The following is an 18912-nucleotide window of genomic DNA, read 5'->3' as shown; positions in this document are numbered from 1 at the left end:
GATCCTCGTTACGCTGGAAAATGGAGCGGCCAAGAGTGCGTTCTCCAGTCTCCGATCGAGAGGACGGCGCGAATGTCACCCCAGCACTTCGACGCGATCACGGAAGCCGACCTGCGCGAGGCCGGCAGCATGAAGTGGACGATGTTCCCCGACATGATCGGTGCGTTCGTCGCCGAGATGGACTTCGGCGTCGCGCCGGCTGTGCAGGATGCTGTCAACAAAGCGCTGGAACGCGGACTCACCGGCTACCTCCCGCAGCAGCTCGCCGACGATCTCGCCCGGGCGACAGCCGCCTGGTACGCGGATTCCTACAACTGGGAGGTGCCGGCCGAGCGCGTGCACCACGCTGCGGACGTGATCGCGGCGTTCGAGTTCGCGATCGAGCAGTTCACCAGCTCCGGTGCCGCCGTCATCGTCCCGACGCCCGCCTACATGCCGTTCCTGATGGTCCCGCAGATTCACGGCCGTCGGGTCATCGAGGTGCCGAGCGTGGAGATCGACGGCCGCTGGCAGATCGACCACGATGCGGTGACCGCAGCCTTCGCCGACGGCGGCGAACTGTTCGTGCTGTGCAACCCGCACAACCCCCTCGGCACCGTCTCGACGCGCGAAGAGCTCGAGCGCGTCGCCGACACCGTCGCCGCAGCGGGAGGGCGGGTCTTCTCCGACGAGATCCACGCGCCTCTGGTGTACTCCCCCGCCCAGCACATCCCGTACGCCTCCATCTCCGAGACGGCGGCCGGCCACACGATCACCGCCGCATCCGCGTCCAAGGCCTGGAACCTCGCAGGCCTCAAGTGCGCGCAGATCATCCTGTCCAACGATGCGGACGCGTTGCTGTGGGAGACCGCCGGCGGATGGGTCGGCCACGGCACGTCGACGATCGGCGCGGTCGCGAACGTCGGCGCCTACACCGCGGGCGCCGGCTGGCTGCGGGAGGTGGTCGAGTATCTCGACGGCAACCGCCGACTGCTCGCCGAACTCGTGGCCGAACACCTCCCTGGTGTGCGGATGACGACGCCGGAGGGCACTTACATCGCGATGCTCGACTTCCGCGGCACGGGGCTCACGGGCGACCTCGGCACCTGGTTCCGCGAGAACGCCGGCGTCGCGATGACCGACGGAGCAGCCTGCGGCGTCGCCGCCGTCGGCTTCACCCGCTTCGTCTTCGCGATGCCCCGGCCTCTGATGACGGAAGCGATCAAGCGGATAGCAGCGGCGCTGGCCGATCGCACCGCTCTGACATCAGCCGTTCCGGCCGGCTGAGCGGCGGCGAGAGCAGACAGAGGTGACCCGCATGGCGATGAATCGTTTCCTGAGTCTGATCCCACTGCTCATCGCCGTCTCCACGCTGACGGCGTGCACCGCGCCCGATGACTTCGCGAGTCCGGCGCCGTCTGCGAGTCCGACAGCATCCGGAACCCCGACTGCGTCAGAGACCCCGGCATCCTCCCTTGCCGCCACGGGCCTCGATGCCCCGTGGTCCGTGGCGTTCCACGGCACGACCGCGTTGGTCAGCGAGCGCGACTCCGCGCGCATCCTCGAACTCGACGGCGCGGGCGGAGCCCGCGAGGTCGCCGTCATCGACGGCGTGACCCCGGCCGGTGAGGGCGGGCTCCTCGGCATCACCGTCCACGATGCTTATCTGTACACGTACTACACGGCCGGCGACGAGAACCGCATCGACCGCTTCGCGCTGAACGGAGAGCCCGGCTCGCTCAGCCTCGGCGCTGCCGAGCGCGTGTTCGACGGCATCCCCGCCGCAGGCAACCACAACGGCGGTCGTATCGCCTTCGGCCCGGACGGCATGCTGTACGCGACGACCGGCGACGCCGGGGACGGGCAGAATGCGCAGGACCTCGAAAGCTCCGGCGGCAAGATCCTCCGGCTCACCGCCGACGGTGGGGTGCCGCAGGACAACCCGTTCCCCGACTCTCCCGTGTACTCGCTCGGGCATCGCAATCCCCAGGGCATCGCCTGGGGCGCCGACGGGACCATGTACGCCAGCGAGTTCGGGCAGAACACCTGGGACGAGCTCAACGTCATCGAACCCGGCGGCAACTACGGCTGGCCCGAAGTCGAAGGCATCGCCGGCCAGGACGGCTTCATCGATCCGGTGCAGCAGTGGGCACCGGAGGACGCCAGTCCCAGCGGCATCGTCGTCGCCGGAGACGTCATCCTCATCGCGAACCTCCGCGGCGAGCGCCTCCGAGAGGTTCCACTCGCCGACCTCACCACCTCGACCGAGCAGCTCGTCGGCGAACACGGGCGCCTGCGCGACGTCGTGCTCGCCCCCGACGGATCCGTCTGGGTGATGACGAACAACACCGACGGACGAGGCGCCCCCGGGCCGGACGACGACCGGATCTTCCCGGTCGACCTCGGCTGAGCGCTACAGCCAGCCCTTCTTCTTGAAGACGGCGTAGAAGATATCGCAGATCGGCAGCGCGGTGGGCCCGGAGGTCCATCCCATGCACGAGCAATAGGTACCTGGGGACGATGCGCACGCCGGGCCCCGCTCCGTAGCGTTGAGGTCATGATCACAGCAGAAGGCCTCACGAAGAGGTTCGGAGACAAGACCGCAGTGCAGGACGTCTCGTTCACCGTGCAGCCGGGCACCGTCACCGGCTTCCTCGGTCCCAACGGCGCCGGCAAATCCACCACGATGCGCATGATCGTCGGCCTCGACAAGCCCACCGCGGGCCGGACGACGGTGAACGGCAAGGAGTACCGACGCCTGCGCGCCCCGCTCACCGATGTCGGAGTGCTCCTCGACGCGAAGGCCGTGCACACCGGCCGTACTGCCAGGAACCACCTGCGGGCGATGGCCGCGACCCACGGCATCCCGTCGGCGCGGGTCGACGAGGTCATCGATCTCGCAGGTATCGGCTCGGTCGCCCGCAAGCGCGCGGGCAAGTTCTCACTCGGCATGGGTCAGCGGCTCGGCATCGCCTCGGCGCTGCTCGGAGACCCGCACACGCTCATCCTCGACGAGCCCGTGAACGGACTCGACCCGGAGGGTGTGCGCTGGGTGCGTCAGTTCGTCCGCTTCGCCGCGTCCGAGGGCCGCACCGTGCTGCTGTCGAGCCACCTCATGAGCGAGATGGCTCAGACCGCGGATCACGTGATCGTCATGGGCCGCGGACGAGTGCTGGCGGATGCTCCGCTGAACGAGCTCGTCCATGCCTGGACCGCCACCACCGTACGCGTCCGCAGTCCTCGGGTGGCGGATCTGGCATCCGCCGTCGCTGCCGCAGACGTCGAGATCGTCAGCACGAGCCCGGATTCCCTCGAGATCGTCGGACTGCCCGCATCCCGCATCGGCGACATCGCCGCCGACCGCGGCATCCCGCTCCACGAGCTCACGCCCAGCAACGGCTCGCTCGAAGACGCCTATCTCGCACTCACCGGCGAATCGGTCGAGTACCGTTCCGCCGAATATCCCGCAAAGGAACTCGCATGACCACCACAGCCGCACCGGCGATGCGCACACGAGCAGCCTCGCCGTACCGTCTCACCTTCGGGCGCCAACTGCGCAGCGAATGGATCAAGCTCTCGACCCTCCGCTCCACGTGGTGGTCGATCGGCATCACCGCCGTCGTCACGATCGGCGTCGCCCTGCTGATCGCGCAGTCGATGGACGTTCCCGGCTTCGAACCGATCCAGGCCGTCGTCTCGCCCGTGCAGTTCACGATGCTGCTCGCCGGCGTGCTGGGTGTCATCGCCGTCACCGGCGAGTACTCGACGGGGATGATCCGCTCCACACTCGCGGCCGATCCGGTGCGCGGCTCCGTCCTCGCAGCCAAGGCGATCGTCATCGCGGTGTTCCTCTTCATCGCATCGGTAGTCATCTCGCTCGCCGCAGCGCTCGCGGTGTCGCCGATCTTCGCGTCCAGGGATATGCCGTTCCCCTGGGGCACCCCGGCGGACTCGATCCTGCCGATCTTCGCCGCGGCCGTGTCGATGGCGGTGTTCGCCCTGATCGGCGTCGCGTTCGGCTTCATCCTGCGCTCCGGTGCGGGTGCGATCGCCGCGACCGTCGGGCTGCTGTTCATCCTTCCGATCGTGATGAACATCTTCGCGATGCCCGGAGACGAGTGGCGCTGGATCATCGATGTCTCGAACCACCTGCCGATGTCGGCCGCGCAGAGTGCGATCCTTCCCCAGGACGGCTGGGGACTTCCCGTCGGCGAGGCATATCTGACGCTCGGAGCATGGGTCGCAGCGGGGATGCTGTCTGCCTGGGCCGTGCTGCGCACCCGCGACGCGTGACAGCGCGACGCCGCGAAGCACCGACGCGTAGAGTCGAGGCCGTGTCGAACCAGCGCAGCCGCAGCGCCTTCTCCAGCGAGGAGGAGGAGCTGCGGCTTCCGCGTCCCCCTGGCATCATCCGCCGCTTCTGGGCGCGACATCCGGTCTTCGCCGACGTCCTCATCGCGGTCGTGTGCCTTCTCCTCTCGATCGCACCGGCGACGGTCTTCACCACGTACGGCACACCGCCCGATGGCGGCGCCGTCATCGCCAACATCGTCATCGTGGCCTTGGTCGTGGTCACCTGCGCTCTGCTGCTGCGCCGCCGCCAGTGGCCGGTCGTCGTATCCGTTTCCGCGTACACCGTGGCGATCGCCTACCTGTTCGTCCTGGACCCCACCGGGGGTCCCCTCCTTCTCGTGACCAGCTACGCGCTTGCGGTCTACCGCTCAACTCGCGCCGCCTGGATCGGGCTGGCAATCGGCATCGGCTCACTGACTCTGGTCTCTCTGCTCCTCCAGCTGACCGGAGCCATCACACTCCAGATCGCGCTGAACGGCGTCCTCGGTCAGCTCGTCCTCGCCCTCATCGGAACCCTCATCGGCGTGAACGTCGGCGGCCGCAAGCGCTATATCGAGGCGGTGATCGGCCGTTCCCGCCAGCTCCTGATCGAACGCGACCAGCAGGCTCAGCTCGCTGCTTCCGCAGAGCGCGCGAGGATCGCACGCGAGATGCACGACATCGTCTCGCACTCGCTGACCGTGATCGTCGCGCTGTCGGAGGGCGCTGCCGCCACCGGCGACCAGGATCGCGCCAGGGACGCCGCGACTGCGGCGGCCGCGACTGCCCGCGGTGCTCTCACGGAGATGCGATCGATGCTCGGAGTGCTGCGGGACGGCGCCGGCGACATCCCCCTCGCGCCGATGGAATCCGTCGCGCCGCACGCCACCGTGGCCACGGCGCAGAACGCGGGATACCCGGTCACTCTCACGACTGTCGGCGAACCGAAGGTGCCTGCGGCCGTGGACTTCGCGATAGGCCGGATCGTGCAGGAGGGCATCACGAATGCCATGCGTCACGCCCGGGGCGCGACGAGGATCGCGGTACACATCGACTATTCCACCGATCCGGTCGTCATCGAGATCGACAACGACGGCGTCACCGGCGCGGCCGGGACCGGCGGCTTCGGCCTGCGTGGTCTCAACGAGCGCGCAGCGCACCTGAACGGCTCGTTCCGTTCGGGCCCGGTCGGTGACCGCCGCTGGATGCTGCGTGCAGAACTGCCCGCAGCATCCGAACCGAACATCTCCGATCGACCTGAGGATGCCAAGTGACAGAGCCGATCCGCGTTCTTCTCGTCGACGACCAGGATCTCATTCGCGTCGGTTTCCGCCTGGTTCTCGAGGCCGAGGCCGACATGAGCGTCGTCGGGGAGGCCGGTGACGGCGAAGAGGCCATCAGACGGGCGAGAGAGCTCCGCCCCGACGTCGTGCTGATGGACATCCGGATGCCGGGGCTCGACGGGATCGCCGCGACGGAGGCGATCGTCGCGGCCATGCCCGACACCAGGGTGCTCGTGCTCACCACGTTCGATCTCGACGAGTACGCGTTCGGCGCCATCCGCGCCGGAGCGAGCGGATTCCTCCTGAAGGATGCCCAGCGGCACGAGATGACGTCGGCAGTGCGGGCCGTGCACCGAGGGGATGCTGCCCTGTCGCCGCGCGTAACGCGGCGACTTCTCGAACATCTCGGGCCGCGCCTGCCTGCGACGGACGCAGGCTCAGACCCCACCGCCGCCCTGACCGAGCGCGAGCGCGACGTGTTCCGCGCGATCGCCCGCGGCCTGACCAATGCGGAGATCGCTGAAGAACTGCACCTCAGTGAATCGACCGTCAAGACACATGTCGGCCGGGTGCTGATGAAGCTCGAGGCCAGGGATCGGATACACGCTGTGATCCTCGCGCACCGGTATGGGCTGAGCTGAGGAACTCGTTCAGGTCGCGATTTCTGCCGTTATCGCGCGTTCTGAGCGGCAGAAACTGCGACCTGAGTGCTCGTGGTCGGCTCGGCCTAACGTTCCAGCACGACGGCAAGTCCCTGTCCGACGCCGATGCAGATCGCGACGACGGCGACGCCCCCGCCACGTCGGCGCAGTTCGTGGGCGGCGTGACCGATGATGCGCCCGCCGGATGCTCCGAGGGGATGCCCGATCGCGAGCGCCCCGCCGTGGATGTTGAGCTTCTCGGGGTCGAGGTCGGGCCAGCCGCGCAGGCACGCCAGCGACTGCGAGGCGAACGCCTCGTTGAGTTCGACGAAGTCCACATCGGCCCAGGTGCGCCCGGCCCGGGCGAGAGCCTTGTTCGCGGCTTCTATCGGTGCGATCGGGAAGTCGTCAGGGTCGACGCCGTGCGCGCTGCGCCCGGTGATCCGCGCGAGCGGCTCACCGTCCAATGCGCCCTCTGCCCCGAGAAGCACTGCAGACGCACCGTCGTTGATCGACGAGGAGTTCCCTGCCGTGACGGTGCCGTCCTCCGCGAACAACGGTCGCAGTCCGGCGAGTTTCTCGATCGTCGATCCGTCGCGGATCCCCTCGTCACGCGTGAGCTCGGCGCCGGGAACCTGCACGACCTCCTCCGCATAGATGCCATCGGCCCAAGCGCGGGCTGCGAGTTCGTGCGAGCGCACCGAGAACGAGTCCTGATCCTCACGGCTGATCTGTGCAACCCGCGCCGCCTTCTCCGCAGCCTCGCCGTTGGAGATGGTCCATGGCGTCGGCAGCGCACGGTTCGTCATGCGCCATCCGATCGCGGTGTTCCACATCGTCTGATTGCCGCTGGCCGGGTACGGCTTCGCCGACTTCTCCACGACGAACGGGGCCCGGCTCATCGATTCGACGCCGCCAGCGAGAATGATCTCGGCATCACCGGATTCGATCGCGCGCGCACCCTGGATGACGGCCTCGACACTGGAAGCGCACAGCCGGTTCACCGTGACCCCGGTGACGGTCGTCGGAAAGCCCGCGAGCAGCGCGCCCATCCGCGCGACGTTGCGGTTGTCCTCACCGGCCTGATTGGCGTCGCCGAAGATGACGTCGTCGATGCGGGCGGGGTCGAGTCCCGCGCGTTCGGCGCTCGCACGCATGACCGTCGCGGCCAGGTCGTCGGGGCGCACACCCGCGAGCGCGCCGCCCGCACGTCCGAACGGCGTGCGTACTGCGTCATAGATATGAGTGGTCACGTCGACGGTCCTTCGATGAGAGCCCGGCGGCTCTGCCGGACGAGATCATTCTCGCAAGAGGCCTACCGATCACACCCGAGGCGGAACTCCGAACGCGTGGCGCTGCTTGATGGGCGCGGCGGCTTCGGAGGCGAAGAACGCCAGCATCTCGGCGGCGCTCTCCGACGAAGCGGATGCTGTCGCCACCGCCCCCGCGAAGACAGTGTCGATCGCGCAGTCGTCGGGCATGACCCCGAGGATGCGGATGCCCGGCTGACCGACGAGTTCACTGAGCTGCTGGAAACCGAGATCGACGTCGCCGTCCGCGAGCGAGCGTGCGACGGGGATGCCGGGCATCGCCTGCACGAGGCGGTCACTGAGCTCGGAGGTCAGCCCCCAGGCGTCGATCATGTCCACCAACGCCGTGCCGCTGGGGCCGGTCGAGTAGCCGATCCGTTTCGCAGCCCGCAGTGCCGCGCGAAGACCCGCAGCATCAGAGAACGCAGATCCGTCAGGTCGCACGGCGGGTTCCGACGAGTCGGAGCCGACCGCCACCGCGACCTGGGAGAGCACCAGCGGCGTCACCGTCGCAGCATCCACATGTCCGGCATCCGCCAGCTTCGTGAGCGCGCCGGCGGCGAGGAACACGAGGTCGAACGGCTCCCCTGTGGCGACGCGATCCGCGGCATCCACACCGCCGACCGACTCGATGTCCAGCTTCGGCAGTCCTGCGGCGACGGCCGCGGCCGCCAGGTCGGCGAGCACATGACGGGTCGCCATCGACGAGATGGCCTTCACGCGGCATCCTCGAACGTCTCGGCGTCGACCTCGGCGGCAGGACCGGGCGCATAGCGTGGTCCCGAAACAGTGGACGTGGAGATCAGCTCACCAGCGCGGGCCAGCAGGGCATCGTCGATCGGCAGCGACGCAGCGGCGTGGTTCTCATGCATGTGCGCGATGCTCGTCGTCCCTGGAATCGGCATGACGTGATCGCCACGCGAGAGGAGCCAGGCGAGCGCGAGCTGCGCCGGGGTGCATCCGGCCTCTTCGGCGAGCGCGCGCCAGTCCGGAAGCAGCGCTTCGTTCGCCGGCCAATGCTCGGGCTGGAACCGCGGCATGTTCCGGCGGATGTCCTTGGGCGCCAGCGCCGACGGGTCGCCGACCGAGTCACCCAGGAACCCGCGGGCGACCGGCGAGAACGCGACCAGTGCCACACCAGAAGAGCGCGTCGCCTCCAGCATCCCGAGTTCGGGGTTTCGGCTCCACAACGAGTACTCGTTCTGCACGGCGGCGATCGGCGCGACGACCTGCGCCTCACTCAGCCGGGAGACCGACACCTCCGACAACCCGATGGCGCCGATCTTGCCTTCGTCGACGAGCGAAGCCAGCGCGCCGACACTCTCGCCGATCGGCACGGTCCTGTCCCAGCGGTGCAGGTAATAGAGGTCGATGTGATCGACGCCCAACCGCGAGAGCGAGGCGTCCACCTGCTGTCGGAGTGTCGAGGGGCGTCCGTCAATGACCTTCACCCCGTCGATCATCGCCATGCCGGCCTTGCTCGCGAGCACGACCTCATCCCGGCGCCCTTTCAAGGCACGACCGACCAGCTCCTCATTGCGGCCGGCGCCGTAGAGCGTCGCAGTGTCGAGATGGGTGACGCCGCTGTCGAGCGCAGCGCGCAGCAGCGCCAGACCTTCGCCCTCGGACGGCGGGATGCCGTAGGCGTGACTGAGGTTCATGCACCCCAATCCCATACGGGGGAGCTTCACGCGAGCTGCTCCTCCAGTTGACCGAGCACGCGATAGCAGTCGATCACCTGACGAAGCGAGGAGTTCGGCTCTCGCCCCTCACGGATCGCCGCGATGAACTCACGGTCCTGCAGCTCGATGCCGTTCATGCTCACCGCCACGTGCGACACGTCGATCTGCTCCTCCTTGCCGGTGAAGAGGTCGTCGTAGCGGGCGATGTAGGTCGCCGTGTCGCCGATGTAGCGGAAGAACGTGCCGAACGGTCCCTCGTTGTTGAACGACAGCGACAGGGTGCAGATCGCGCCGGTCTCGCTCTTCAGCTGGATCGACATGTCCATCGCGATGCCGAGCTCGGGATGGATCGGCCCCTGCAGCGCATGAGCCTCGACGATCTTGCCCGCCTGGTAGGCGAACAGATCGACCGTGTGCGCGGCATGGTGCCACAGCAGATGGTCGGTCCAGGAGCGCGCCTCACCCTTGGCATTCGTGTTCGTGCGGCGGAAGAAGTACGTCTGCACATCCATCTGCTGCACGTTGAACTCGCCGGCGGTGATCCTGTCGTGCACGAGTTGATGCGAGGGGTTGAAGCGGCGCGTGTGGCCGACCATGGCCACGAGGGAGGCCGCTTCGGCCGCCTCCGCCGCAGCGAGGGTGGCTTCAGCATCCGCCAGCGAATCCGCCAGCGGGATTTCGACCTGCACGTGCTTGCCGGCGGCGAGCACTGCCTGCGTCTGCTCGGCGTGCAGACCGGTCGGAGTCGCGAGGATCACGGCATCCACATCGTCACGCTCGAGAACGCCCTCCAGCCCGACGACCGCGTTCGCGACGCCGTACTGCTCGGCGACAGCATCCGCCTTCTCCTGCGAGGTGGCGCTCACGACCGTGACCTCGGCGTCTTCGATGTTCTTCAAACCGTCAAGGTGCTTCATTCCGAAGGCACCACTGGCGCCGACGACGGCGACGCGGATCTTGTCAGTCATTCGCTCTCCCTTTCGCAGTCCGGTATCAGGATGTCAGGCGTTCGCCACGGCCGCGGTCTCCGCAGGCTCGGGGGCACGCACCTGGTCCGCGGGCTCAGCCACGCCTGCTTCGTCGTCGGCGAGGTCGGTCTTGCCGACCGGGTTGCTGAGAACGAGGTGGCCGACCGCGGTGTTGGATGCCGGCACGTGGTAGAACCGGTGGTTCATCTGGGGCGTTTCTCCCCCGAACTGGTCGTCCATCGCACCGCGCGCGATCAGCCAGTCGACGAGCTCGATGCCCTCGGAACCCGCCTCGTCGACGTACTCCATGTGCTGCCACTCGGTCAGGCCGAGCGGGTCCTCGATGAGGTGATCGAGGAACGCGTTGTCCCACTCCTCGTTGATGAGACCCGCGCGCGGGCCCTGCAGCTGGTGGCTCATGCCGCCGGTGCCCCAGATCTGCACATTGAGCTCTTCACCGTCCCACTTGTCGAGCGCGCGGCGCAGTGCGCGCCCGAGCTCGTAGCAGCGACGACCTGAGGGCACCGGGTACTGCACGACGTTGACGGCGAGCGGGATGACCCTGACCGGCCACTCCTCATCCGGGGCGTGATCGCCGAAGACCAGTGACAGCGGCACCGTAAGACCGTGGTCGACGACCATCTCGTTGACGAGGGTGAGGTCGAAGTCATCCTGAATGACCGACTGTGCGATGTGCGCCGCGAGCTCGGGGTACCCCTTGACGCCGGGGACCGGACGCGGGCCGTAGCCCTCGTCGGCGACGGGATACTCCGCACCAGTGCCGAGCACGAACGTCGGGATGATGGACGCGTCGAACGCGGTGGCGTGGTCGTTGTAGACGAGGATGACGACGTCGGGCTTCTGCTCCTTGGCCCACTTGCGCGTCCACTGGTAGCCGTCGAACACCTTCTTCCAGTACGGCTCCTCGGTCTTGCCGAGATCCATCGCGGCGCCGATCGCCGGCACGTGCGAGGTGAACAGCGCGGAGGTGTACTTCGCCGGTGCGTTCGGCCGGAACGTGTCTGCCTTCTCACCCGGTGCGGGCGGGGTCCAGCCGTCGAGGTCCTTGAGGCGGTTGCCCTCCGGACGGCGCCCGCCGCCGACCATCATGTCGCGATAGGCGGCCTCGCTCATCCCTGTCATGGAACCGGCCATCTGCTGGAAGCTCATCCCATGTGTCGCGCCGATCTTGCTGAGGAAGTAGATGTTGCCACCCTCATCGATCATGGTGTTCATGTCCATGTCGAGCACGGCCTGGCGCTGCCGGGCGTTGAGAGGCCACTCGTCGAGGTAGGTCTCCTGGTCGGCGAGGAAGCGCTCGCGGTTCTCGGGCTTCATCAGCGACATCGAGAACTGGTTCAGGTGATAGCCCTTACGAGCTTGCTCGGCGTCGTAGATGGTGGTTCCGGGAACGTCCTTGTACGGCTTGTCGAGTGCCATGATCATGCTCCTTCTTGCCAGTAGAGGCGGCGCGGATTGTCGACGAGCAGTTTCTGCTGCAGGTCGGGCGTCGTCGCGATCTGAGGGATGTAGTCGACCAGCAGCCCGTCGTCGGGCATGTGGTCCTTCAGGTTGGGGTGGGGCCAGTCGGTTCCCCACAGCACGCGGTCGGGGAATTCCTCGACCACGCGACGGGCGAACGGCACGACGTCGGTGTACGCGTGCTGCTCGCCATCGAGGGCGCGAGGCCCGGAGACGCTGAGGCGCTCGGGACACGAGACCTTGGTCCACACGTTCGGGTTCTCACGCATGAACCGCAGGAACAGCTCGAACTCCGGGCCGTTCGGATCCTTCGTGACGTCGGGCCGGCCCATGTGGTCGACGACGACGTCTGTCGGGATGCTGGAGAAGAAGTCGTAGAGCTCGGGAAGGTCTTCGGCTTCGAAGTAGATGACGACGTGCCATCCGAGCGGGGCGATCTTCCAGGCGATCTCCTGGAGGGAGTCTGTGGGCACGGCATCGACGAGGCGCTTGACGAAGTTGAAGCGCACGCCGCGCACACCAGCCTCGTGCAGCTCGGCGAGCTGGGCGTCGGTGACATCGCGTCGCACGGTCGCGACACCGCGCGCGCGGCCTTCGCTGCGGCGCAGCGCGTCGACCAAGGCGCTGTTGTCGGCGCCGTGACAGGTCGCCTGCACGATCACGTTGCGGTCGAAACCGAGGTGGTCGCGCAGGGCGAACAGCTGCTCGGCAGATGCGTCGCACGGGGTGTACTTGCGCTCGGGCGCGTACGGGAACTGCTCGCCGGGGCCGAAGACGTGGCAGTGCGCGTCGACCGCGCCAGCCGGCAGGCGGAACGTCGGCCTCGTCGGGCCGTCGTACCAGTCCAGCCAGCCCTCGGTCTTGGTGAAGGGGCCTGTTACGGTCCCTGAGCCTGTCACGATCCCTGAGCCTGTCGAAGGGTCGCCATGCGCCATGTCAGTCCTCCACGTATTCGAGGCCGGCGGCGGCCAGCGGCTCGCGCATGCCGTACAGGTCGAGTCCGAGCACGCCCTCGCGGAACTTCTGACGCTTGGACTCCTCATTGTCCTCGCGCTTCTGGCTGGCATCGGCCACGGCGCCGACGAGCTCGCGCGGCACGACGATGACGCCGTCGACGTCGGCGACGACGACGTCCCCCGGGTTCACGAGCGCGTTGGCGGCGACGACGGGCACGTTCACGGAACCGAGCGTGGCTTTGACAGTGCCCTTGGAGTTGATGGCACGGGAGAACACAGGGAAGTCCATCTTCTCGAGGTCGGCGACGTCGCGGACACCGCCGTCGATCACAAGGCCCTTGCAGCCGCGAGCCGTGAGCGAGGTCGCGAGCAGCTCACCGAAGAAGCCGTCTTCGCTCTCGGTGGTGCAGCCGGCGACGATCACGTCGCCTTCCTGGATCTGCTCGGCGGCGACGTGGAACATCCAGTTGTCGCCCGGCTGCAGCAGCACGGTGACCGCGGGGCCGCACAGCTTCGCGCCGTTGTATGCGGGACGGATGTAGGGACGCATCAGGCCGACGCGGCCCATCGCCTCGTGGATCGTGGCCACGCCGAACTGCGAGAGCCGGGCCACGTCGTCGGGGTCAGGTCGCTCGATGTTCGTGCGGACCATGCCGAGATTGTTCAATCGCATTGTGTTCCTCTCAGAGACCGCGGGCGGTCAGGGCGCGGTCGAGGCGCGGGTAGACGCGGCGGGCGTTGCCCTCGAAGACCAGCTCGCGCTGGAAGTCGCTGAGGTTCGTCGTCGCGTCGACATAGCGCTTGGTGTCGTCGAAGTAGTGGCCGGTGCGCGGGTCGATGTCGCGGACGGCGCCGATCATCTCGCTCGCGAACAGGATGTTCTCGGTGGGGATGACATCGGTCAGCAGGTCGATGCCCGGCTGGTGGTAGACGCACGTGTCGAAGTAGACGTTGTTCAACAGGTGCTCTTCGAGTTCGGGCTGGCCGAGAGCCATCGCGAGTCCGCGGAAGCGTCCCCAGTGATACGGCACCGCACCGCCGCCGTGCGGGATGACGAGCTTGAGGTCGGGAAAGTCCGTGAACAGGTCGCCCTTGAGCAGCTGCATGAAGGCGGTCGTGTCTGCACTGAGGTAGTGGTCGCCGGTCGTGTGGAACACGTCTGGCCGGCACGTCGTGCTCACGTGCACCATGGCGGGGATCTCGTACTCGACGAGCTTCTCGTAGATCGGGTACCAGGAGCGGTCGGTGAGGGCGGGCGCGGACCACTTGCCACCGGACGGGTCGGGATTGAGGTTGACGGTGACGGCGCCGAGTTCTTCGACGGCGCGGGTCAGCTCGGCGACGGTGGTCTTCTGGTCGACGCCCGGTGACTGCGGAAGCATCGCGCCCATGAGGAAGCGATCGGGGAACAGCTCGCTGACGCGGGCGACGAGGTCGTTGCAGATGCGTGCCCAGGTCTCGCTGACCGCGAGGTCGCCGATGTGGTGGGCCATGAACGAGGCGCGGGGGCTGAAGACGGTGATGTCGCTGCCGCGCTCGTTCATGAGCTTGAGCTGGTTGGCTTCGATCGTCTCGCGGATGTCGTCGTCGCTGATGTGCAGGGATGCCGGATCGGGCGCCTCGCCGTCGCCCTTCGTGAAGGCGATCTGCAGGTCACGCCAGGCGCCCAGCTGTGCGGGGGCGGTCGTGTAGTGGCCGTGGATGTCGATGATCAACGCGTGTCGTCCTTGTCACTCGGAGCTGAACTCGGATGCTGTCGCAAAGGTGCTGCTGGTCCCGACTCTAGGTCGGGTGCTGTATATAGTCCAATAGATGTGAAGCACGTTCCCCATAGAGAGGATCGATAGATGGCTCTGGCTGATCTGAACCAGTTGCGCACCTTCGTGGTGCTCTACGAGCTGCGCAGCGTGACGGCCGCCGCAGAGCGACTGCACGTCACGCAGCCGACAGTCAGCTATACGCTGCGGCGGCTGCGCGAGAAGTTCGGCGATGAGCTGTTCCGTCGCGAGGGGCACGACATGGTGCCGACCGCGAAGGCCACCGCCCTGTTCGCGCCGCTGCACGAGGCTCTCGCTCAGATCGATGAGACGGTGAGCGATCCGGAGGCGTTCGAGCCGGCCGGCTTCAGTGGCGAACTGTCGCTGGGGCTCACCTCGATCGGTGAGCAGACGTTCCTGCCCCCGATCATGGCCGCGCTCGCTCGCGCAGCATCCAGCCCGCACCTGCAGGTGGCGCGCCTGGACTCCGATCAGGTCGAGGACGGCCTCATCCGCGGCACGATCGACCTCGCGATGACCGTGTCGATGATCGGCAGTCCGCGACTGTGGCGCACGCATGTGCGCGCCGTCGAGTACGTCGCGCTGTCGTCAGGGCAGCATCCGCTCCCCGAGACGGGACCGGACATGTTCGCCGGACGCCACTTCGTGCGCGTCTCGGCGCGCGGCGGCCACGTGTTCCCGCTGCAGGCGCTCACAGAGCACGGTCTCATGCCCCAGGTCGCGCTCACCGTCGAGGAGTATGCGACCGTGCCGGCTGTGCTGGAGGCCACCGATCTGATCGTGCTGCTACCACGTCACGTCGCGGAGGTGTTCTGCGGCTGGTTCCCCGGCCTGCGGATCGCCGAGCTCCCCTGGCCGGGACAGAGCACGCCGGTGTCGCTCTACACGCGGCGCGAGGCCAGCCTGTCACCGGCGCAGCGGTGGTTCCGTTCGGTGGTGCTGGATGCTGTCGCAGCCGGTGAGTACCGGACGCGTCAGCGGTAGTCCTCCGCCACCATCCAGCGGTCCCGCATGCGAAACGCCGGGATCGTCTGCCGCTTCGCCTTGTTGGCCGCTGCCGCTCCGCTGATCCCCGCGGCACGCGCCCAGTCGGCGAGAGGAATCACGCGGCGGCTGCTGATGAGTGCGATGCGCTTGTGCAGCGATTCGAGAACCAGCAGTGCGAGCAACCTGGTCATGCCGTCGTGGGAACTGCTCTTCGCGTACTGCGCGAGCAACGAGTAGTAGTCGACCCTCCGATTGCGCGCTCGCACGATCACCGCGGGCAGCCCGATGACCTGCAACTGCTTGTTGATCAGCATCCGCCCGATTCGGCCATTGCCGTCGACGAAGGGATGGATGACCTCGAACTCGCAGTGGAACCACGCGATGCGCTCGAGGGGCGCCATCGACGCGTCGTCGTGGAAGCGCGTCAGGGCGTCGGCGACCAGATCGGCGACGAATGCAGGATTGGCGCCGAGATGCGCGCCCACCCGCACCCACTCGTCCGCATGCCGGAACCTCCCTGCCACGTCATCTCGGATGCCGGCGAGGAGCATGCTGTGCCAGCGCAGGATCAGGTCGACGGAGAACGGTTCGCGGTCGGTCATCAGCGATTCCGTGACGGCAGCGAGATTCTTCGCCTCGTACACCTCGCGAAGATCGCGCCGCGCCGCCGGCATGAGCCCGGCGAGGATGCGCTCCGTGTCGTGGAGCGTCAGCGTCGAGTTCTCGATCGCGTTCGACTGCTGCACGGACTCGGCCAGTTCGGCGCGGGCGATCTGGGCGAGTGCCTCGGGATGGCCCTCGACCGTCGCTCGATAATCAGCGATGACGGCCTCGAGCCGATCCCACGTCACGCGGTTGATCATGCGATCAATTTAGCGTGAATCGGACAGTAAATCCGCAACGATTCACGCAAAGCGCTCCCGGCCTTCTACCTCTCCAGCATCCGCCACAGTCCACGGAACAGCGCCGCAACCTCGTCCGCCTCAAGGTGCGCGGTGAGCTCGCGCTGCACGTCGACGACCAGCGGCGCGAGCCGCTTCCGCTCCCCGGCACCGTGCTCGGTGAGGGTGACGACGTTGCGCCGCGCATCACCCGCTGCACGCTGCCGGGCGATGAGGCCGGACTTCTCCATCCGGCGCACGAGGTCGGCGATCGTCGACCGATCGAGGTCGGCCTCATCACCGAGTTCGCGCTGACTCGCCTCCCCGAGTCGATCGAGGATCGTGAGGATGCTGTACTGCGTGCTCGTGATGTCAGGATCGGCCACGCGTGCCCAGGTCGACAGATGCAACTGCTGCGCCCGACGGATGAGATTGCCGACGTGCCGCTGCGGTTCGGGGAGGTCGGGCACGGTCATCACGGCATCCATCCTCTCAGGCCTTCCGACCGCTGCGCCTGTCGAAGCGTCCGAGGTGCCGCCGTCGACCCTTCGACAGGCTCAGGGCGCGACGGCGCACGGAGCGACGGCACAACGGCACAACGGCACAACGGCGCGACGGCGCGACGGCACAACGGCACAACGGCGCGACGGCGCAACGGCACAACGGCACAACGGCACAACGGCGCGACGGCCTCAGGCGGCGGATACGGTGGCCGTGACCGGCAGCAGGAACCCTCCGAAGAAGTCACGCAGCTCATCGCGCGCGGTCAGCGGCAGCACCTGCGCGACGTACTGGTCAGGCCGCACCACGATGACCGCGCCCTCATCGGCGATGCCCCTGAGCGCGAAGATGTCGTCGGCGTCGTCGGTCGCCCAGGCCTTCTCCCAATCCTGCAGGCCCAGCGGGCCGGACTTCGGGAGAAGGATCGACGGCAGTGCGGTGACGTCGACGTCGTGGTGCGAGCCGCGGAAGATCCCGTGCACGTCGATCACGCTGTCGATGTCGGCGTCCGCTGCCGTGAACGTGCGCACGGGCGAGTCCGCATCCTCTGCCAACCACGTCGCGAGATCGCGCAGCGCTGCGCCCGAAGAGTCGCCGAAGGCGTAGATGCGCCAGCGTCCGTCGGCGCTGTGGGAGTGCCCGAGCTGCATACGGCGGGCATCGGCCACGCGCCGCACTGGCGCGGAGTGGAATCGCGTGCCGATCTCGAAACCGCGCGCGAGGCTCTGGTGTTCCGACGATCCCGTGAGCGTCGACGGAGAGTACGTCGTCGCGAGTCCGGCGGTGTACCGGCCCTGGCGCGCGAACTCGGCCTGCATGTCGGCGGGCGAGACGCCGCCGCGCTCCGGGTGCTCCGGGTCGATCGCCGGCTGCGCGATGAATGCCGACCAGTGCTTGTCGAATGCGATGAGGTCGGCGGCGATCGCCTGACGCTCCTCCGAGTAGGTGCGCAGCAGGGCAGCATCCGAGCGGCCCTGCAGAACGGCGGCGAGCTTCCAGCCGAGGTTGAACGCGTCCTGCATCGACACGTTCATGCCCTGCCCGGCCTTGGCGCTGTGAGTGTGGCAGGCGTCGCCCGCGAGGAACAGGTGCGGTGTGGCATCCGCCGCGGACTCCGGCGACAGATCATCGAAGCGATCCGCGACCCGCTGACCGACCTCGTAGACGCTCGACCAGGCGACCTGCTGCACATCGATCGAGTAGGGGTGCAGAATCGCGTTCGCGACGTCTGCGAGCTGGGCGGCCGTCGCCTTGCGGATCTCCGCGTCGCCGGACTGCACCACACCGAGGTCTACGTAGCAGCGCACCATGTTGCCGCCCTCACGCGGGATCATCAGCAGGCTGCCCTTGCCGGCGGACTGCACGACGTTCTTGGTGCGCCAGTCGGGGAAGTCGGTCGTGGCGAGCACGTCCATGACGCCCCAGGCGTGGTTGGCCGCATCGCCCTCCAGGCGGATGCCGAGAGCGCGACGCACGTTGCTGCGCGCGCCGTCGCAGCCGATCACGTACTTGGCGCGGACGGTGAACTCCTCGCCCTCGGTCCGCCGCAGGGTCGCGATGACCGGATGCTCCGATGCGGTGTCCATCTCGTAGCCGATGAACTCCACGCCGTAATCTGCTTCGAGCCTGCTCGCGGACTTCGCCGCGTGATCGAGCAGGAACTGCTGCATGCGCGCCTGGTTCACGATCACGTGCGGGAACTCGCTCAGCCCCGCCGGAGTGTCGTCGACCCAGCCGCTGCGCGCGATCTTGGAGCGGTCGTCTTCGGAAGGGCCCCAGAACCGCACCTCGTTGACCCAGTAGGCCTCACGGACGAGCGCGTCGGCGAGACCGAACGCCTGGAACATCTCGACCGTGCGGCACGCGACGCCATCGGCCTGTCCGACCTCGAGCGGGCCCGACCGACGCTCGATGACGCGCGTCGTGATGTCGGGGAACGCCGCGAGCTGCGCGGCGAGCACGGTGCCGGCGGGCCCGGTGCCGACGATGAGCACGTCGACTTCGTTCGGGAGCTCGGCAGCGCGGTCCCTCGTCTGCGGCGCCGCGGGCACGACGTCCGGGTCACCGGGGCGGTATCCGTCGCGGTAGAACTGCATGGGATCTCCTTCGATCACTCCGGCTGTGGCGACACT

18 protein-coding genes are annotated in these 18912 nt (G+C 67.7%); 7 read left to right on the top strand and 11 right to left on the bottom strand.

Annotation, left to right across the window (positions count from 1 at the left end; genetic code table 11):
* Positions 1-72: 72 nt before the first annotated feature.
* The 6 genes from JF52_RS0108180 to JF52_RS0108155 all read left to right on the top strand — a co-directional run bounded on the left by JF52_RS0108180 (position 73) and on the right by JF52_RS0108155 (position 6235).
* Positions 73-1266, top strand: a complete 1194-nt coding sequence (locus JF52_RS0108180) for a MalY/PatB family protein (RefSeq protein ID WP_033105739.1) — start codon at positions 73-75, stop codon at positions 1264-1266.
* A 31-nt stretch (positions 1267-1297) separates the two neighbouring features.
* Entirely contained in the window at positions 1298-2389 is a 1092-nt protein-coding gene (locus tag JF52_RS0108175; RefSeq protein ID WP_084595704.1) for a PQQ-dependent sugar dehydrogenase, read from the top strand.
* A gap of 147 nt (positions 2390-2536) precedes the next feature.
* Positions 2537-3463: an ABC transporter ATP-binding protein gene (locus JF52_RS0108170; protein ID WP_033105738.1), complete on the top strand. Its 927-nt coding sequence runs from the start codon at positions 2537-2539 to the stop codon at positions 3461-3463.
* A complete protein-coding gene (locus tag JF52_RS0108165) occupies positions 3460-4272 on the top strand; it encodes an ABC-2 transporter permease (protein ID WP_033105737.1) in 813 nt (270 codons plus the stop codon). The genes JF52_RS0108170 and JF52_RS0108165 overlap by 4 nt, the downstream gene beginning before the upstream one ends.
* A 41-nt stretch (positions 4273-4313) precedes the next feature.
* Entirely contained in the window at positions 4314-5585 is a 1272-nt protein-coding gene (locus JF52_RS0108160; protein WP_033105736.1) for a sensor histidine kinase, read from the top strand.
* Positions 5582-6235 carry a response regulator gene (locus JF52_RS0108155; protein WP_033105735.1) on the top strand — a complete coding sequence of 218 codons (654 nt, stop codon included), beginning with the start codon at positions 5582-5584 and terminating at the stop codon, positions 6233-6235. Before JF52_RS0108160 ends, JF52_RS0108155 begins: the two co-directional genes overlap by 4 nt.
* 86 nt (positions 6236-6321) lie before the next feature.
* On the opposite strand, the gene JF52_RS0108150 is transcribed toward JF52_RS0108155, so the two are convergent.
* From JF52_RS0108150 to JF52_RS0108115, 8 genes are all read right to left on the bottom strand, one after another.
* Complete coding sequence (locus JF52_RS0108150; protein ID WP_033105734.1) at positions 6322-7488, bottom strand: thiolase family protein; 1167 nt, start codon at positions 7486-7488, stop codon at positions 6322-6324.
* A 69-nt stretch (positions 7489-7557) separates the two neighbouring features.
* Complete coding sequence (locus tag JF52_RS0108145) at positions 7558-8265, bottom strand: substrate-binding domain-containing protein (RefSeq protein ID WP_200880973.1); 708 nt, start codon at positions 8263-8265, stop codon at positions 7558-7560.
* Positions 8262-9221 (bottom strand): aldo/keto reductase, encoded by a 960-nt coding sequence (locus JF52_RS0108140; RefSeq protein WP_052166845.1) that lies wholly within the window; start codon positions 9219-9221, stop codon positions 8262-8264. The genes JF52_RS0108145 and JF52_RS0108140 overlap by 4 nt, the downstream gene beginning before the upstream one ends.
* A gap of 11 nt (positions 9222-9232) precedes the next feature.
* A complete protein-coding gene (locus JF52_RS0108135) occupies positions 9233-10195 on the bottom strand; it encodes a Gfo/Idh/MocA family oxidoreductase (protein WP_200880972.1) in 963 nt (320 codons plus the stop codon).
* Positions 10196-10228: 33 nt separating this feature from the next.
* Positions 10229-11635, bottom strand: a complete 1407-nt coding sequence (locus JF52_RS0108130; RefSeq protein ID WP_052166844.1) for a protocatechuate 4,5-dioxygenase subunit alpha/beta — start codon at positions 11633-11635, stop codon at positions 10229-10231.
* Between the two features lie 2 nt (positions 11636-11637).
* On the bottom strand, positions 11638-12612 hold the full coding sequence (locus tag JF52_RS0108125) for an amidohydrolase family protein (protein ID WP_235272343.1): 975 nt from the start codon (positions 12610-12612) through the stop codon (positions 11638-11640).
* Between the two features lies 1 nt (position 12613).
* Positions 12614-13306 carry a 4-carboxy-4-hydroxy-2-oxoadipate aldolase/oxaloacetate decarboxylase gene (ligK, locus tag JF52_RS0108120; protein ID WP_033105732.1) on the bottom strand — a complete coding sequence of 231 codons (693 nt, stop codon included), beginning with the start codon at positions 13304-13306 and terminating at the stop codon, positions 12614-12616.
* A 10-nt stretch (positions 13307-13316) separates the two neighbouring features.
* Positions 13317-14348 carry an amidohydrolase family protein gene (locus JF52_RS0108115; RefSeq protein ID WP_033105731.1) on the bottom strand — a complete coding sequence of 344 codons (1032 nt, stop codon included), beginning with the start codon at positions 14346-14348 and terminating at the stop codon, positions 13317-13319.
* A 132-nt stretch (positions 14349-14480) separates the two neighbouring features.
* Here JF52_RS0108115 and JF52_RS0108110 point away from each other — a divergent pair, with 132 nt between their 5' ends.
* Positions 14481-15395 (top strand): LysR family transcriptional regulator, encoded by a 915-nt coding sequence (locus tag JF52_RS0108110; protein ID WP_033105730.1) that lies wholly within the window; start codon positions 14481-14483, stop codon positions 15393-15395.
* Here the strand turns inward: JF52_RS0108110 and JF52_RS0108105 are convergent.
* The 3 genes from JF52_RS0108105 to JF52_RS0108095 form a co-directional block, all read right to left on the bottom strand.
* Positions 15386-16261 carry a Fic family protein gene (locus tag JF52_RS0108105; protein WP_033105729.1) on the bottom strand — a complete coding sequence of 292 codons (876 nt, stop codon included), beginning with the start codon at positions 16259-16261 and terminating at the stop codon, positions 15386-15388. The genes JF52_RS0108110 and JF52_RS0108105 overlap by 10 nt on opposite strands.
* A gap of 65 nt (positions 16262-16326) precedes the next feature.
* Positions 16327-16755, bottom strand: a complete 429-nt coding sequence (locus JF52_RS0108100; RefSeq protein WP_160175047.1) for a MarR family winged helix-turn-helix transcriptional regulator — start codon at positions 16753-16755, stop codon at positions 16327-16329.
* 216 nt (positions 16756-16971) lie between these two features.
* Positions 16972-18876: an FAD-dependent monooxygenase gene (locus tag JF52_RS0108095; protein WP_033106480.1), complete on the bottom strand. Its 1905-nt coding sequence runs from the start codon at positions 18874-18876 to the stop codon at positions 16972-16974.
* Between the last annotated feature and the right edge of the window lie 36 nt (positions 18877-18912).

The organism is Microbacterium profundi, from assembly GCF_000763375.1.
Taxonomy (GTDB): Bacteria; Actinomycetota; Actinomycetes; order Actinomycetales; family Microbacteriaceae; genus Microbacterium; species Microbacterium profundi.
The sequence above is the reverse complement of the archived record's forward strand: the minus strand, read 5'-3'. Positions and strand labels throughout refer to the sequence as shown.